Source organism: Nocardiopsis quinghaiensis (assembly GCF_008638365.1).
GTDB lineage: Bacteria > Actinomycetota > Actinomycetes > Streptosporangiales > Streptosporangiaceae > Nocardiopsis > Nocardiopsis quinghaiensis.
This window is the reverse complement of the sequence record NZ_VWVU01000001.1, coordinates 41813-56657: the sequence shown is the minus strand read 5'-3', so window position 1 is coordinate 56657 and position 14845 is coordinate 41813. Positions and strand designations below refer to the sequence as shown.

Annotated in this window: 11 protein-coding genes and 3 pseudogenes; 8 read left to right on the top strand and 6 right to left on the bottom strand. The window is 71.8% G+C overall.

The features are described 5' to 3' along the window. Positions 1-44: 44 nt before the first annotated feature. Positions 45-602 (top strand): globin domain-containing protein, encoded by a 558-nt coding sequence (locus FYX01_RS05070; protein ID WP_150238054.1) that lies wholly within the window; start codon positions 45-47, stop codon positions 600-602. Between the two features lie 131 nt (positions 603-733). Then, on the top strand, positions 734-1384 hold the full coding sequence (locus FYX01_RS05065) for a pyridoxamine 5'-phosphate oxidase family protein (RefSeq protein WP_150238053.1): 651 nt from the start codon (positions 734-736) through the stop codon (positions 1382-1384). Between the two features lie 130 nt (positions 1385-1514). On the opposite strand, the gene FYX01_RS05060 is transcribed toward FYX01_RS05065, so the two are convergent. Beyond that, entirely contained in the window at positions 1515-2669 is a 1155-nt protein-coding gene (locus FYX01_RS05060; RefSeq protein WP_150238051.1) for a hypothetical protein, read from the bottom strand. Positions 2670-2928: 259 nt separating this feature from the next. Here FYX01_RS05060 and thiD point away from each other — a divergent pair, with 259 nt between their 5' ends. Both thiD and FYX01_RS05050 read left to right on the top strand, forming a co-directional pair. Then, positions 2929-3729 carry a bifunctional hydroxymethylpyrimidine kinase/phosphomethylpyrimidine kinase gene (thiD, locus tag FYX01_RS05055; protein WP_150238049.1) on the top strand — a complete coding sequence of 267 codons (801 nt, stop codon included), beginning with the start codon at positions 2929-2931 and terminating at the stop codon, positions 3727-3729. A gap of 126 nt (positions 3730-3855) precedes the next feature. After that, complete coding sequence (locus FYX01_RS05050) at positions 3856-4047, top strand: CsbD family protein (protein WP_150238046.1); 192 nt, start codon at positions 3856-3858, stop codon at positions 4045-4047. Between the two features lie 91 nt (positions 4048-4138). Here FYX01_RS05050 and FYX01_RS05045 read toward each other — a convergent pair whose 3' ends face one another. Together FYX01_RS05045 and FYX01_RS05040 are read right to left on the bottom strand one after the other, a co-directional pair. Beyond that, positions 4139-7060: a glycoside hydrolase family 2 TIM barrel-domain containing protein gene (locus FYX01_RS05045; RefSeq protein ID WP_150238044.1), complete on the bottom strand. Its 2922-nt coding sequence runs from the start codon at positions 7058-7060 to the stop codon at positions 4139-4141. A gap of 1 nt (position 7061) precedes the next feature. Next, the gene (locus tag FYX01_RS05040) at positions 7062-9209 is read right to left on the bottom strand and encodes an alpha-galactosidase (protein WP_150238042.1); all 2148 of its coding nucleotides are present in this window, start codon (positions 9207-9209) and stop codon (positions 7062-7064) included. 92 nt (positions 9210-9301) lie between these two features. Between FYX01_RS05040 and FYX01_RS05035 the strand changes: the two are divergent. Further along, a pseudogene (locus FYX01_RS05035) lies at positions 9302-9928 on the top strand (RNA-guided endonuclease TnpB family protein); the annotation flags it as partial. Here the strand turns inward: FYX01_RS05035 and FYX01_RS26510 are convergent. The 3 genes and pseudogenes from FYX01_RS26510 to FYX01_RS05020 all read right to left on the bottom strand — a co-directional run. Then, positions 9905-10081, bottom strand: a pseudogene (locus FYX01_RS26510) (carbohydrate ABC transporter permease); the annotation flags it as partial. The pseudogenes FYX01_RS05035 and FYX01_RS26510 overlap by 24 nt on opposite strands. Before the next feature lie 32 nt (positions 10082-10113). Next, entirely contained in the window at positions 10114-11421 is a 1308-nt protein-coding gene (locus tag FYX01_RS05025) for an RNA-guided endonuclease InsQ/TnpB family protein (RefSeq protein ID WP_150238040.1), read from the bottom strand. Positions 11422-11600: 179 nt separating this feature from the next. Beyond that, positions 11601-11812, bottom strand: a pseudogene (locus FYX01_RS05020) (carbohydrate ABC transporter substrate-binding protein); the annotation flags it as partial. A 150-nt stretch (positions 11813-11962) separates the two neighbouring features. On the opposite strand from FYX01_RS05020, the gene FYX01_RS05015 reads away from it, so the two are divergent. The 3 genes from FYX01_RS05015 to galE are packed head-to-tail and all read left to right on the top strand — an operon-like array spanning position 11963 to position 14795. Continuing rightward, positions 11963-12757, top strand: a complete 795-nt coding sequence (locus FYX01_RS05015) for a DeoR/GlpR family DNA-binding transcription regulator (protein ID WP_150238037.1) — start codon at positions 11963-11965, stop codon at positions 12755-12757. Then, the gene (gene galT / locus FYX01_RS05010) at positions 12754-13836 is read left to right on the top strand and encodes a galactose-1-phosphate uridylyltransferase (RefSeq protein ID WP_150238035.1); all 1083 of its coding nucleotides are present in this window, start codon (positions 12754-12756) and stop codon (positions 13834-13836) included. Before FYX01_RS05015 ends, galT begins: the two co-directional genes overlap by 4 nt. Beyond that, positions 13833-14795: a UDP-glucose 4-epimerase GalE gene (gene galE / locus FYX01_RS05005; protein WP_150238033.1), complete on the top strand. Its 963-nt coding sequence runs from the start codon at positions 13833-13835 to the stop codon at positions 14793-14795. Before galT ends, galE begins: the two co-directional genes overlap by 4 nt. The last annotated feature ends 50 nt before the right edge of the window (positions 14796-14845 follow it).

Below are 14845 nucleotides of genomic sequence, written 5' to 3'. Positions count from 1 at the left end.
CCTTCGTGGTGCTTTCCCTCCCCGCAACCCCGATTGGAGGCTCCTTGTCTCCCCGCTCCATCAAAGAGGTTCCGCTCCCCGCCCCAGCCGTCATCGACGCGGTCCGGCACTCCTGCTCCTCCTTACCGCCCGGCTCGACCCGCCTGGCCGAGCGCTTCTACCAGAACCTGTTCTCCATGGCGCCCGCGGTACGGGAGATGTTCCCCGAGAACATGCAGACCCAGAAGGAGCGCATGGCCTTCGCCCTGCTGGAGGTCGTCCACCACCTCGACCAGCCCGACGAGGTGGCCGGCTACCTACGGCAACTGGGCGCCCAGCACAGGCGGGACCTCGCCATCGAACCCGAGCACTACCCCTACGTGGGCCGTGCCCTGGTGCGCGCGGTCAGCGAGATCTCACCGACCTGGTCCTCCTCCATGAGCTCGGCCTGGGTGATGGTCTACGAGTGGATCACCGCCAACATGCTCGAGGGCGCGCGCGACGCCGACGCCGGCAAACCCGCGATGCGCAGCCGCCACGCGGCCGCGCCCTCCGGGGCCCGGTCCGACCAGCGGCGGACCGGGGCGCCCGAGGCGACCAACGCCTCCTCTCCGATCCGCTGACCCGCCGGTCCACGGTCCTCCCCAGACCGTTCCGGCGCTTCCCCACCCCACCTGTCCCACCGCCTGGGCGACTGCGGCACCGCAGATCCCACCAATCCCAGCAGCCCCATCAGTTCCTGTGAGAGGCAGTGATGCGCGAGACCTCCCCACGGCACGCACCCGGCAGCGCGGGTGAACACCGCGTCCAGGAGATCACCGGCACGAGCGAGCGCGCCGATCGCTTCTACCGCGACCAGATGCTCGACCACCTGAACCCGCGGATGCGCGAATTCGTCTCCCGGCAGGAGATGCTGTTCATCGCCACCTCGGACCGCCATGGTGAGTGCGACTCCAGCTTCCGCGCGGGGCCGCCCGGCTTCGTCCACGTGATCGACGAGCACACCCTGACCTATCCGGAGTTCCGGGGCAACGGCGTGTTCGCCAGCGTGGGCAACATCCTGGAGAACCCGCACGTGGGCCTGATGTTCATGGACTTCGCGCGCGACCGCATCGGGCTGCACGTCAACGGCCGGGCGAGCCTGCTGGAGGACGTGGAGCTGCGGCGCCACATCCCCGGCCTGCCCGCGCCCGAGGTCCCCGGACAACGGGCGCTGATGTGGACCGTGGTGCACGTGGAGGAGGCCTACATCCACTGCCGCAAGCACATCCCGCACCTGCGCAAGGTCGACCGGGACGAGTCCTGGGGCAGCGACGACACCCTGCGCAAGGGCGGTGACTTCTTCGCCGCCAAGGACACCTCCCAACAGCTGAGCGAGCCCTCCGTACCCGCCTACCCGAGCTGACCTCCGTGGACGGCGGAGGGAACGCGGGGCCGCCCCTCCGTGCGGCCCCGCCCGCCGAGGACGCGTCGGCGTTCGGGGCCCCCGCCGGCACCGCCTTCCGGAGGGCCTCCAGCGGGTCCGACGGGTCGTCCTACCTCAGGGTGTCGAGCAGCGGGCCGAACTCCTGGTCGCCGGTGTACAGCGAGACGGTCCGGGCCTCGTGGTCCGTCTCGACCGCCACGGCGCTCAGGCGGGGCACGTCGGTCTCGGCCCCCGGACCGGGCCGCCACCAGTACAGCTGTGAGCTGACGGGCTTGTCGGTGTCGGCCACGAACCGCTCGGCGAGTGCCCGGAGGCGCTCCATCGCCGCGATCGGGTTCCCCTGGCCCAGCGGGTGCGCCAGGACCGCCTGCGGAACCGGGAAGGCGACGAGCGCGCCGTGCGGCGCCTCTCCCAGATGGCGCCCCAGGACGTGCGCCTGCGCCGAGACGTAGGGGTGCTGGCCGCCGACGTGGACGATCCTCACCCCGTCGATCTCGTGCTCGCTGGTCTCCACCGGCTCCGCCACGGCGTGGGCGACGGCCTCGGCGAAGGCCTCCCCGGTGGACCGGCCCGACCGCTCGTGGGCGTGGCGGCTGAGCGGCTGGACGCTGTCGGGGTGGTCCACGGCCACGGTCTGCCACAGCCCGGGAGCGAGTTCGCGGGCCACGAGCTTGTCGATCACGCCCTCGGGGAAGGCGCTGTCGGGGTAGAGCCGGACCCGCAGGCTCTCGGCGGGTGCGGAGTCCTGCTCCCGCGAGCGCGAGATCTGCTGGGACACCGCCTGGGCGAAGCGGCCCGCCTCGTCGAGGGCCCCGTCCACGGAGGCGTTCCCCACCTTGGCCAGGTAGGCGCTGACGTCGGTGGTGGCGCGGTCGCCTCCGGGCAGGGACAGGCTCAGGACCTGCGGGGACTCGAAGCGGGCGCCGATGCCCATGCGTTCGAGGACCGCGACCAGGGCGCCCCGGCCGTGGTCGTCGGAGCGCGGCGGGTAGTGGGTGCCCAGGGGCACGCCCCGCTCACGGAACATGCGCGTCGTGGCGCGAACGGCCTCGTCGGCCATCCGCGGGTACTGCTCGACGGGGTGCGATCGGGCGCGCTCGGCCGCCTCCCCGTAGTCGGTGTCGAAGGAGCCGGCACCGGGCAGGGGGACGCGCACTCCCGTGGCGGACAGGCGCTCGGCGCGGATGCCCGCGCGGTGGTAGGCCTCCACCAGGAGCGCGACGAAGTCCGTGTCCCGACCGCCGGGGTTCGATGTCTGTGCCATACGGCGTGTGACTCCTCCTCCACGTCCGTGGTCCGCGGTTCCACGGAGGACCCGTGCCCCCCCGGGCGTGCTCTGGTACCGGCGCTTCCTCGACCGTGCTCCCCAGTATCATCCGCCGCACCCGTCCCGGCTATGGCACATGCCACGAGCAGCCCGAACGTCCTGCCTGCCCGTTGTGATGGAATTGTCCACGGGCCGACGGGCCCCGTGAGGACTCACGCGGCCCGCAACAGCACATCGACAGAGGGGGTTGGTCCCGATGACCGACAGCGCGTACGTGATCGCAGGGTCGGAGGCCACCGGCGGCGCCGGCATCCAGGCCGATCTCAGGGCCTTCCAGGAACTGGGCGTCTACGGCATGGGGACGATCACCTGCATCGTGTCCTTCGATCCGAAGAACGACTGGCGCCACCGCTTCGTCCCGATCGCCCCGGACGTCATCGCCGACCAGATCGAGGCGGCGACCTCCTGCCACGACCTGGACGTGGTCAAGCTCGGCATGCTCGGCACTCCGGACACCATCGACGTGGTCGCCGAGGGACTGCGCCGTCAGCCGTGGCGGCACGTGGTCCTGGACCCCGTGCTGATCTGCAAGGGGCAGGAGCCGGGAGCCGCGCTGGACACCGACAAGGCGCTCACCGCGCAGATCCTTCCGCTGGCCACCGTGATCACGCCCAACCACTTCGAGGCGCGCACCCTCTCGGGCATGGAGAGCATCGAGACGGTGGACGACCTGGTCGAGGCCGCCCGACGCATCCACGCGCTGGGTCCCCGGCACGTCGTGGTCAAGGGCGGTGTGGAACTGCCCGGCCCGGACGCGGTGGACGTGCACTTCGACGGCGAGGAGGCGACCGTCCTCAGCGCCCCCAAGATCGGTGACGAGCGTGTGAGCGGGGCGGGCTGCACCTTCGCCGCCGCGATCACCGCCGAACTGGCCAAGGGCGGCGACGTGGGGAGGGCCGTGGACGTGGCCAAGGCGATGGTGCGCGAGGGCATCAACCACCGGGTGACCACGCGGGCCCCGTTCGCCTCGGTGTCCACGGCCGCGCCCCAGGCCTGAGGCCCGGCGGTCACACCCGACCTGCACATTGTCCGTTATGTCTAGATTTTTGCCCTGAACATGATTGCGGCCCCCGTCAGGCGGTTACGGATGTTGACAGGACCGAAAGCCGAGCGGGAGGTGGGTATGTCCGAGCGCGACCAGGCCCGCAACAAGGCCGACGAGTTCAGCGGCAAGGCCAAGGAGGGCTTCGGCAAGGTCACGGACAACGAGCAGTGGCAGGCCGAGGGCAAGGCCCAGAAGAAGACCTCGAAGCTCAAGCAGGCCGGGGAGAAGATCAAGGACACCCTGACCGGGAACGGCAAACCCGGCAGGTGACGGTTCCACCGCCCCGGTGGCGCGGGGAGGCGCCGGTGCGTCCGGCGCCTCCCCTTCCGCGTGCCCGCCCCCGCGCCGACCGCCCGCGGGCTCAGCCGACCGGGGAGAACCCGAGCCGGATCCGGTGCCGTCCGGCCGCCAGGTGGTGCTCGGGGAGCGTCCCGGGTCCGCACGAGGCCGTGCCGATGCCGTGGTGCGCCTGGTCCAGGTGCAGATGGATCCGGTCGCCGGGAACCAGCTCGTGGGGGTGGTCGGCCGCGTCGAGCGCAGCCGTGTCCCAGCGGCGCGCGGTGAAGTCGAACACCGGGTCGCCCTCCACCCGCAGGCCCCTGCCGTCCTCCGCCCGTAGGACGAGCCACCTGGCGTCCATCCGGTTGCCGTTCTCCTGGGGCCGCAGGTAGGGGGTCTGGAGTCCGTCGACCGTGGTGGAGAACCGGCCGATCCTCGCGGCCTGGGACACGTCCCGGTAGGCCTCGCCGGGCCCGCGGCCGAACCACTCCGCCCCGCCCAGGGAGGCCGGCAGGGCCATGTGCACGCCGAAGCGCGGCAGCGGGCAGGGCCACTCCCCCTCGGCCTCGGCCTCCACGTCCAGGATCAGGCGCCCTCCGTCGGTGCTCCACCGGTGGGCGACGCGCATGCCGATCTCCCGGGCGGCCGGGGCCAGCCTGGTCCGGACGACGAACGCGTCGTCCTCCCGTCCGGTGGACACGAGGCGCGAGGTGAGCCGGTCCAGGCCGGATCCGCGCCACCAGGCGGCCACGGAGATCCCGTGCGGTGCCACGTCGTTGTCGGTCGGGGCGCGCCACAGGTCCACCACCGGCGTGTCCACGGGCAGGCCGCCGATCGAGAGCAGCGCGCCGGTCTCCGTGTCCAGCAGTCCCGGGCCGATCCGCACGGTTCCGTCCCCGGCGGCGTACGGCGCCGCACCGCCGGCGGCGAGGGCCGGAGCCGCCGCCGGTCCGGCCGCGGAGGCGCCGATCCCGGCCTGCCCCCAGGCCAGCTCGTGCCCGGCCGGGGCCCAGGGCTCCTTCCCGGCCAGCCGGACGGACACGGTCAGCCAGGCCTCCCCGCCTCCGGGAGGCTCGGGCAGTGCGGGCGACGGCACGTCGACAGCCTCCCCGGGCCCGAGGACCGGTACGTCCAGGACGCCCTCCCCGAACGGGACGCCCTCCTCCTCGGCCCGCCAGGAGAAGGTCAGGCCCGAGGTGTCCCGGAAGTCCCAGGTGTTGGTGACGGAGACGGTGCCGGCCGCCGGGTCGGGGGCCACGCGCACGGGTGCGATGGTCCTGGCGTACGCGGTCAGCCCCGGGCTGGGCACGCGGTCGGGCAGCAGCAGGCCGTCCGCGACGAAGTTCCCGTCGTGCAGGACCTCGCCGAAGTCGCCTCCGTAGGCGAACCACTCGGTGCCGTCCGGCTCCCGGCGGCGGATCCCGTGGTCGATCCACTCCCAGACGAACCCGCCCTGGCAGCGGCCGTGCCGCTCGAACAGCCGCTGGTACTCCTCCAGCGCCCCCGGCCCGGTCCCCATGGCGTGCCCGTACTCGCACAGGACGAAGGGCAGCCCGCGCCGGTGGGCGTCGGCCGCCGGATCCGCCGTCTCGGGCTCCTCACGCCTGCCGACGGCGTCCACCTCGTCGTGCGGCGCGTACATGCGCGAGTACACGTCCACGTACGTGCTGTCCCGGTCGCCCTCGTAGTGGACCGGGCGGGAGGGGTCGTGCCCGCGCGTCCACTCCGCCATGGCCCTCAGGTTCTCCCCGGTCCCGGCCTCGTTGCCCAGGGACCACAGGATGACGCTGGGGTGGTTGCGGTCCCGCTCGACGGTGCGGCGTATCCGGTCCAGGTAGGCGTCGCGCCAGCGCGGGTCGTCGGAGGGGTTGCCGCGCCATCCGACCTCCTCGAACCCGTGGGTCTCCAGGTCGCACTCGTCCACGACCCACAGGCCCAGCTCGTCGCACAGGTCCAGGAAGTCGGGGTGGGGCGGGTAGTGGCTGGTGCGCACCGCGTTGACGTTGTGCCGCTTCATCAGCAGTACGTCCTCGCGCATGGTCTCCCAGGGCACGGCGCGGCCGTGGTCGGGATGCCACTCGTGCCGGTTCACCCCACGCAGCAGCAGCGGGCGGCCGTTGACGCGCAGTCGCCCGCCGGAGACCTCCACGGTCCGAAAGCCGATCCGCGTGCGGGCCCGCTCCCCCGGCGCGCGCACCTCGGCGTCGTAGAGGCGCGGCGCCTCGGCCGACCACGGCTCCACCGCGCCGACCGCGTGCTCCACCCCCGCGGCGGCGTCCACCAGCCCCAGTTCGGGGACGCTGACCAGGACGTCCGGCGACCCCTCCGCGTCGACGCGCAGGGTGCCCGTCCCGGTGGTGTGGTCGTAGGCGGTGTGCACGGCGAGGTCGTCGATCCCCTCCGGGGGCCGGGCGAGGAGGGTGACGTCGCGGAAGATCCCCGACAGCCACCACATGTCCTGGTCCTCCAGGTAGCTGGCCGCCGACCACTGGTGGACGCGGACCGCCAGGGTGTTGCGTCCCGGGCGCAGCAGGTGGCCGACCTCGAACTCGGTGGCCAGGCGGCTTCCGGTGGAGAAGCCCAGTTCGGTGCCGTTGAGCCAGGCCCGGAAACAGGAGTCGACCCCGTCGAAGCGCAGCACCGCCGGGCCCTGCGGCCACTCTCCCGGCAGGTCGAAGACCCGCCGGTGGTCACCGGTCGGGTTGTCGTCGGGCACGTGCGGGGGGTCGATCGGGAAGGGGTAGGAGATGTTCGTGTAGGCGGGGTGGCCGTGGCCGTGCAGCTGCCAGTGGGCGGGTACGGGAAGGCCGGACCACGCGGAGTCGTCGAAGCCGGGGGCCTCGAACCCGTCGGTGCCGGCCTCGGCCCGGGGCAGCAGCCGGAACCGCCACGTACCGTTCAGGTCCAGTGAGGGGGCGTCGGAGGAGAAGCGGGCGCGGGGCGCCCGGGTCCCCCGGGAGGGGGTGAAGTCCTCCAGGTAGGCGGGCTTGCGGTTCGCGGGCACGTCAGGCCTCCCTCAGGTGCAGGAGCAGGGCTTGGGACGGGTTGAGGTTGGGCATGTGCACGCCGGAGCGGGCGAGTACCGCGCCCGACACGGTCGCCCCGCCCTCGGCGAACCACTCCGGGAGCACGTGCTGCATGGTGGAGGGCGGGCCCGCCTCCCGACGCCACACCAGGCGGTAGGTCCGGTCCCCGCGCAGGCCGGGCAGCCGGACACGTCCGGGCAGGGCGCGCGCGGAGGTGGTCGGCCGCGCGTACCGGAACACCGCCTCGCTCCCGTCCGGGGCGACCACCCCGTCGAGCTGGTCCGCGGGGTCGGGTGCGTCGGCGTGCACGGTCTCGCCCGAGTGCAGCAGCGGGCGCAGCTCCTTGTACAGGCCGATCCAGGAGGCCAGCGTCCCGAGTTCGTCGTCGGTGCACCGGGTGATGTCCCACTCGATGCCGGCGTGGGACATCAGGCTGGCCAGGCAGCGGAAGGACAGGTCCGCGTCCCGGCCCGTGGTGTGCGCGGTGCGCCCGCCGACGTGGCTGCCGACCAGCTCGGGCGGCAGCAGCAGGGCGGTCCAGCGCTGGATGGCCAGCCGCTCCAGGGGATCGTTGGTGTCGGAGGCCCACACGCGGTCGGTGCGTTCCAGGATCCCCAGGTCCACGCGGCCCCCGCCGGAGGAGCACGACTCGATCTCCAGACCGGGGTGGCGCTCGCGCAGCCGGTCGAGCAGCGCGTAGACGGCCAGGGTCTGCCGGTGCGTCCCGGCTCCGCCGATGGGCGCGTGCACGGGTTCGAGCAGGTCGCGGTTGTGGTCCCACTTGAGGTAGTCGAGCCGGTACTCGGCGACCAGCGCGTCCAGGTGCTCGAACACGTACCGGAAGGCCTCGGGACGGGACAGGTCCAGCGGTTGCTGGTTGCGGCTGGGCAGGGCCATGCGCCCCTCGGCGGCCAGGATCCACTCGGGATGGGCGCGCACCAGGTCGGAGTCGGGGTTGACCATCTCCGGTTCCACCCACAGCCCGACCTGCATGCCCCGGGAGCGGACGTGGTCGAAGAGCGGGTGCAGTCCCTCGGGCCACACACCGGTGTCCACGGTCCAGTCGCCGAGTCCCGCGGTGTCGTCGCGGCGCCCCCGGAACCAGCCGTCGTCCAGCACGAACCGCTCCACGCCGATCCCGGCGGCGGTGTCGGCGAGCCGTCTGAGTGTGGTGAGGTCGTGGTCGAAGTAGACGGCCTCCCAGGTGTTGAGGACCACCGGGCGCGGGGAGGAGGGGTGGTTCGGCCGGGCCCGCAGCCAGCGGTGGATCCGCGCGGACATGCCGTCGAGTCCCCGGTCGGACCAGGACAGGAGCACCCACGGGGTGGAGTGGGACTCGCCCCGTGCGAGGCGGACCTCACCGGGGTGGAGCAGCGCGCCGCCCGCGATCACCGCGTCGGCCTGCCCGGCGCCCTCGGGCAGGCGCTCGGCCAGGTGGACGTGGTCACCGCTCCAGGCGGTGTGCACGCCCCACACCTCGCCGCGGCGGAAGCCGAACCCGGGCGTCCCGGCGGCGAGCAGCAGCGGGGCGTCGTGGCCGGTCCGGCCTCGGCGGGAGGCGCGCAGCCGGGTACCCATCGTGAGCTCCTGGCGCTGGGGCGAGCGCTCGCGGCACCAGCGCCCGGTCAGGTCCAGGACCTCCTCCGCCTCCCGGGGCAGGGGCAGGGTGACCAGGAGGGCGTCCGGGGTCCACGGCTCGGCGTCGGTGTTGGTGACCGTGTTGCGCGCACGGACCAGCCCGGAGGCCTCCATCCGGAGCTCGCACCGCAGTTCCAGCCCGGCGGCCTCCGCCAGGACGGTGAGGACCCCGCCGACACCGGGCGCGGAGTCCGCCAGCGGGGCCGCGGAGACCTCGCGGACGGTCCAGTCGGGGAAGCTGACCCGGCCCTCGTGGTGCCCGGCGATCCCGGGGTGGCCGCGCCATCCCTCGGCCTGGGTGGGCACCAGCGACAGCCACTGGGACACGTCCACCCCGTTGTGCGCGGCGGGTGGCGCCGAGACGGCGGCGAGCCCCCCGGTGTCGGGCAGGTCGGCTCCCCAGTGCAGGACGTGGGGCAGCCCGGTCTCGGGCACGCCGAGGACCAGGGAGGCCCCCGCCGCGCTCAGACGAACGGTGCGATGCGTCATCGGCTCTCCGGGTGTGGAGACCCCGTCTTCAGTCGGGGCGGGAAACACCCATCTCCTTCCTGGCATGAGTTAACAAGAGCATTGGCCAGAACGTGAGTACGGCCAAGTCAACGGTGAAGCGGGCGTTCAAATACCGCTTTTACCCCACGGGGGCGCAGGCAGCGAAGCTGTCGCGCACCTTCGGGTGTGTGCGCCTGGTTTACAACCGCGCTTTGGCCCACCGCACCCGGGCTTGGTACGACGAAGCCCGCCGAAAAGTGGCGCGGGTGTACGCCCGCGTCAGTGACCGCCGGCGGGATTTTCTGCACAAGCTCACTACTCGACTCGTCCGCGAGAACCAAGTGGTCGTGATCGAGGATCTAACCGTACGCAACCTGGTCAGAAACAGCAGGCTGTCCCGGGCGATCTCGGACGCGGCCTGGCGTGAGCTGCGCATGATGTTGGAGTACAAGTGCGCCTGGTACGGGCGTCAGTCGGTCACCGTGGACCGGTTCTTTCCCTCCTCCAAGCTGTGCCCGATGTGTGGGGCCGTGCGGGAAGAACTGCCGTTGCACATGCGTGAGTGGATGTGCGTGTGTGGTGTGACCCATGACCGCGAGGTGAACGCGGCGATCAACCTCAGGGCCGCCGGGCTGGCGGTTGCTACCTGTGGAGCTGGTGTGAGACCTCAACGGGAGTCCTCCCGGACGGGGCAATCAGCGACGAAGCAGGAAGAACACGACCAGCGTCGGCAGGGCGACGATGACCGATCCCGCCGAGAGCAGGTTGTAGTCGACGAAGAAGGCGCCATGGAGGTTCTGCAGGGCGGTGGTGATGGGCAGCTTGTCCCCGCTGGACAGCAACGCCAGCGCCCAGAAAAAGTCGTTTTGGAGTGCTCTTCCGTTTGAAGCCGGAAGATTCCCGTCTACCTCGCGGTGGCGGGCTCGGCGCGTCGAGCACGCCTGACGGCTGCCCTCCCGGCAGCCGGGACGAGCGCAAGGCCCATCCGATACAGGTGCAAGATGTTCCGCGCCGCGTTGTAGTCGGCGTTACCCGACCAGCCACACGTGATGTTCTTGCACACGAACACCGCCTGGGATTCACGGTTGCCCGGGGTGGTGCACCCGCACATCGAACAGCGTTGGGAGGTTCCACGAGCAGGAACCCTGTGCAGGGCGCCGCCGCGCCGGGCCAGCTTGTACTCCAGCAGGGACACGGTCCGTCCCCACGCTTCCTGGCTGATGGAGCGGTTCAGCCCGGCTTTGGTCCGCACGTTCTTCCCCGGCTGTTCGACCTTGCCCCGCGCGGAGCGGGTCATGTTCGTGATGTTGAGGTCCTCCACCACCACGGTGCCGTAGGTCTTGGCGATATCGGTGGTGGTCTTGTGCTGCCAGTCCAGGTGCCTGCGCTTGGCTCTTGCACGAAGCGCCCGGATCCGGTCATAGGTTTCCGACAGTCGCCGGGAGGTGCGTTCTCCGCGCTCGCGAAAGCTCTTGCGATGTGCCGCCTGATGCTCGCAGCGCGCAAGCTCCGCTTTTTCCTCGATGGTCAGCCACTTGTCGCGGTCAGCTTTCCCGTCCTTCATCCTGGAGGGACGACCGTGGTCGTGGTGGTCGCCATCGGACAGGGCCAGGGGCACGGTCACCCCCACGTCGATGCCGACATCACCACCGGAATGGAGTTGTGGGTCCTCTTCCAGGGTATGAACGCGGAAGACGATGTGCCAGCCCAGGGCGTCCTTGACCAGCCGTGCCCCGGTGATCCGGTTGTCAGCGTCAGCCCGCCTGCCCACGGGCAGATCCCTGGTCCAGCGGAACCGGACACGTCCGGCCCTGGGGATGTTCACCATGCCCCAACGCCGATGAACACGGGTGATGTCCATATGCTGCCCCTGCGGGATGTCCACCGACATCGGTGACCGGAGGCGGGCCTTGAAGAGTGGTCTGCCGGCGCGGCCCTCCCAACAGTTCTTCCACGCCTGGACGTAGGTCTTCAGCACGGCCTGTGCCGCCTGGGCGGGCAGGACCGCCAACCAGTCGATGTCCTTGCGTGCCTGCCGGATGACGGCGTCGGCATCCTTGACAGACACACGCCGGTTCTCGCCGACCATGGTCCACCAGTCGTGCAGCAGGTTCCACAGAGCACGTGCGGCATGAGCCTGGGCATCGAGCTTGCGCACCTGCTCGGGCTCCAGGGAAAGGCGGGCGTTGTGGCCACGGTAAACCTCGACCACGCCTTCACCCCCTTGCTGCGGCCAGAGACGAACATCCACACGAGAGCGGTGTCGGTGTGAACGTAGCACCATGCAACGTCACCTTGTGGACGAATACGAAAAGAAGCGTGTGCACGACAGGGCGACGGTGGCTATGGCGGGCAGCCACACCAGGCCCGCCACGAGCAGGGGGGCACTCCCAGCATCATCCCGGCCTCGCGCCGGACGAGCGCCGTCTGCGCCTCGTTGACGCCCCGGCCCAGGGGGTCGGCCTGGTGGTGGGGCAGCAGCTCGTCCCAGGCGCGAAGACGCTCCTGACCTTGGGGGAGTCCCAGGAGTGGTCGCCGTTGAGCAGCTCCAGGTGGAACTCCGGGCCGTTCAGGCGCAGGTTGAGGTGGTCGAACGTACCCAACATGTTCGACACCCTGACTCTGGGTTGTCAACACTTAACAACTTTTTCCAACAGTTTTCCTCGCTGGTATCCCCAGAATTGACACCAGGGAGGAACCTGCAAAACTATAACCAACACATTCACACACTTTCGATCACGACTGGGGGGCGGATGCTGGCTGCGCAACGGCAGGAGCTGATCCTCGAACAGGTGCGGCGCGCCGGGGCCGTGCGGGTCGCCGACCTCGTCGAGAGCCTCGCCGTGTCGGACATGACCGTGCGCCGCGACCTCGACGTCCTGGAGAACCGCGGGGCGCTGCGCAAGGTGCACGGCGGTGCGGTCGCCCCGGACGGCGCCCGCACCGAGGAACCCGGATTCGAGGCCAAGTCCACCCGCCAGGAGGACGAGAAGCACGCGATCGCCCGGACCGTCGCCGAGCTGGTCGAACCGCACAGCGCCGTCGGCCTGTCCGCCGGCACCACCACCGCCACCGTCGCCGGGTACCTCACCGAGACCCCGGGGCTGACGGTGGTCACCAACTCCCTGCGCGTGGCCGAGGTGTTCTACCAGGCCGCCCGCCCCGACCAGACCGTGGCGCTCACCGGCGGCTTCCGCACACCCTCCGACGCGCTCGTGGGCCCGCTCGCGCTCGCCTCCGTCCGCGGCCTCAACCTGGACACCCTCGTCCTGGGCGTGCACGGCATGCAGGAGCGCGCCGGTTTCAGCACCCCCAACCTCATGGAGTCCGAGACCAACCGGGCCCTGGTGGAGGCCGCCGCCTGCCTCGTGGTCGCCGCCGACCACAGCAAGTGGGGAACGGTCGGTATCAGCACCATCGCTCCGCTGGACCGCTGCGACGTGCTGGTCACCGACTCCGGCATCGACCGGGCCGCCCGGGCCGCCCTGACCGAGCACGTGGGCCGCCTGGTGGTCACCGACGTCCGACCGAGGAAGGAGGACGGATGAGAAGGACCTCCGCACGTCTGGCGGACGGCCGCGAGATCGTCTACTTCGACGAGGGCGACACCGTCCGCGAACCCGCCCCCGACCTGCGCGACCTCCCCCCGTCCGCGACGGGCGCGGAGATGCGCTTCGACCCCCTGCTGCGCGAGTGGGTGGTCGTGGCCTCGCACCGCCAGGGCCGCACCCACCTGCCGTCCAGCCGCGAGTGCCCGCTGTGCCCCTCCGCGGACGGACGGCCGACAGAGGTCCCGGCCGCCTCCTACGACGTGGTCGCCTTCGAGAACCGCTTCCCGTCACTGGTCGCCGACGACGGCCGGGCCCTGGAGGACGTCGGGGAGCTGGAGGCCTCCCGGCGCGTGGCCGCGGGCCGCTGCGAGGTCCTCGTCTTCGGTTCCGACCACGGCGCGTCCTTCGCCGACCTGTCCCCCGAGCGGGCGCGCACGGTCATGGCCGCCTGGGTCGACCGGACCGAGGCGCTGTCGGCGGTTCCGGGCGTGGAGCAGGTGTACTGCTTCGAGAACCGGGGCCCCGAGATCGGCGTGACCCTGCACCACCCGCACGGGCAGATCTACGCCTTCCCCTTCGTCACCCCGCGCACCCGGCGCGTGCTCGACTCCGCCGAGGAGTACCGCGAGCGCACCGGCGGCGACCTGTTCGCCGACGTGCTGCGCGCCGAGCAGGAGGCCAGGATCCGGGTGGTCGCCCGGACCGACCACTGGACGGCGTTCGTCCCGGCCGCGGCCCGCTGGCCCGTGGAGGTGCATCTGTACCCGCACCGGCGGGTGCCCGACCTGCCCGCGCTGTCGGAGGAGGAGCGCGAGGACTTCGGCCACCTGTACCTGGACGTGCTGCGACGCCTCGACGCGCTCTACGACGCGCCCCTGCCCTACATCTCCGCATGGCACCAGGCGCCCGTGCGCGAACGGCGCGACCTCGCCCACCTGCACCTGGAGCTGTTCTCGGTGCGGCGTGCCCCGGGCAAGCTCAAGTACCTCGCCGGGACCGAGTCCGGCATGGACGCCTTCATCAGCGACGTCGCGCCCGAGGCCACGGCACGGCGACTCCGGGAGGCCGCGCAGTGAGACTGCTCGTCACCGGCGGCGCCGGATACGTGGGAAGCGTGGTGACCGCCCTGCTGCTCGGGGAGGGCCACGAGGTGACCGTGCTCGACGACCTGTCCACCGGGCACGCGGACGCCGTCCCCGAGGGCGCCCGGCTGGTGGTCGCCGACCTGCACGAGACGGCCGACGTGCTGGACCCGTCCGTGGACGCCGTCCTGCACTTCGCCGCGAAGTCCCTGGTGAGCGAGTCGGTGACCGCCCCGGAGAAGTACTGGCGCACCAACGTGTCGGGGACCCTGGCACTGGCGGAGGCCGCGCTACGCCACGGGGTGCGGCGGCTGGTGTTCTCCTCCAGCGCCGCCGCCTACGGCGATCCCGGTTCCGACGCGCCGATCGGGGAGACCGACCCGGCGGTGCCCACCAACCCGTACGGCGCGACCAAACTCGCCGCCGACCACCTGCTGGAGTCGTGGTCGCGGGCCCACGGACTGGGCGCGGCGAGCCTGCGGTACTTCAACGTGGCCGGGGCCCACCTGGGGTTCGGCGAGCGGCACGACACGGAGACCCACCTGGTGCCGAACCTGCTGGGTGCGGCCGCCGGCGGGGGCGGGAGCGCGAAGGTGTTCGGCACCGACTACCCGACCCGGGACGGGACGGCGGTACGCGACTACCTGCACGTCGCCGACCTGGCCGAGGCGCACCTGCGCGCCCTGGAACACGTGCGGCCGGGGTCCTTCCGCGTCCACAACCTGGGGACCGGCGGCGGGCACAGCGTGCGCGAGGTGGTCGAGGCCGTCCGGCGGGTCACCGGCCGCCCGGTGCCCGTGGAGGACGCCCCGCGCCGCGCCGGCGACCCCGCCGTCCTGGTCGCGGCCAACGACCGGGCCCGCCGTGAACTGGGCTGGGAGCCGGTGCGCACACTCGACGAGACCGTCGCCGACGCCTGGGAGTTCGCCCTCTCCCGCCGGGACGCGGCCTGACGCCGGACCCCGGTGCCCCCATCGCACGGACGGACAAGGAGGCAGGACCG

Excerpts from the sequence above, each read along its gene's own strand:
- FYX01_RS05065 (WP_150238053.1), top strand. The coding sequence starts at position 734 with ATGCGCGAGACCTCCCCACGGCACGCACCCGGCAGCGCGGGTGAACAC.
- FYX01_RS05015 (WP_150238037.1), top strand. The coding sequence starts at position 11,963 with ATGCTGGCTGCGCAACGGCAGGAGCTGATCCTCGAACAGGTGCGGCGC.
- FYX01_RS05040 (WP_150238042.1), bottom strand. The coding sequence starts at position 9,209 with ATGACGCATCGCACCGTTCGTCTGAGCGCGGCGGGGGCCTCCCTGGTC.
- thiD (WP_150238049.1), top strand. The coding sequence starts at position 2,929 with ATGACCGACAGCGCGTACGTGATCGCAGGGTCGGAGGCCACCGGCGGC.
- FYX01_RS05060 (WP_150238051.1), bottom strand. The coding sequence starts at position 2,669 with ATGGCACAGACATCGAACCCCGGCGGTCGGGACACGGACTTCGTCGCG.
- galT (WP_150238035.1), top strand. The coding sequence starts at position 12,754 with ATGAGAAGGACCTCCGCACGTCTGGCGGACGGCCGCGAGATCGTCTAC.
- FYX01_RS05050 (WP_150238046.1), top strand. The coding sequence starts at position 3,856 with ATGTCCGAGCGCGACCAGGCCCGCAACAAGGCCGACGAGTTCAGCGGC.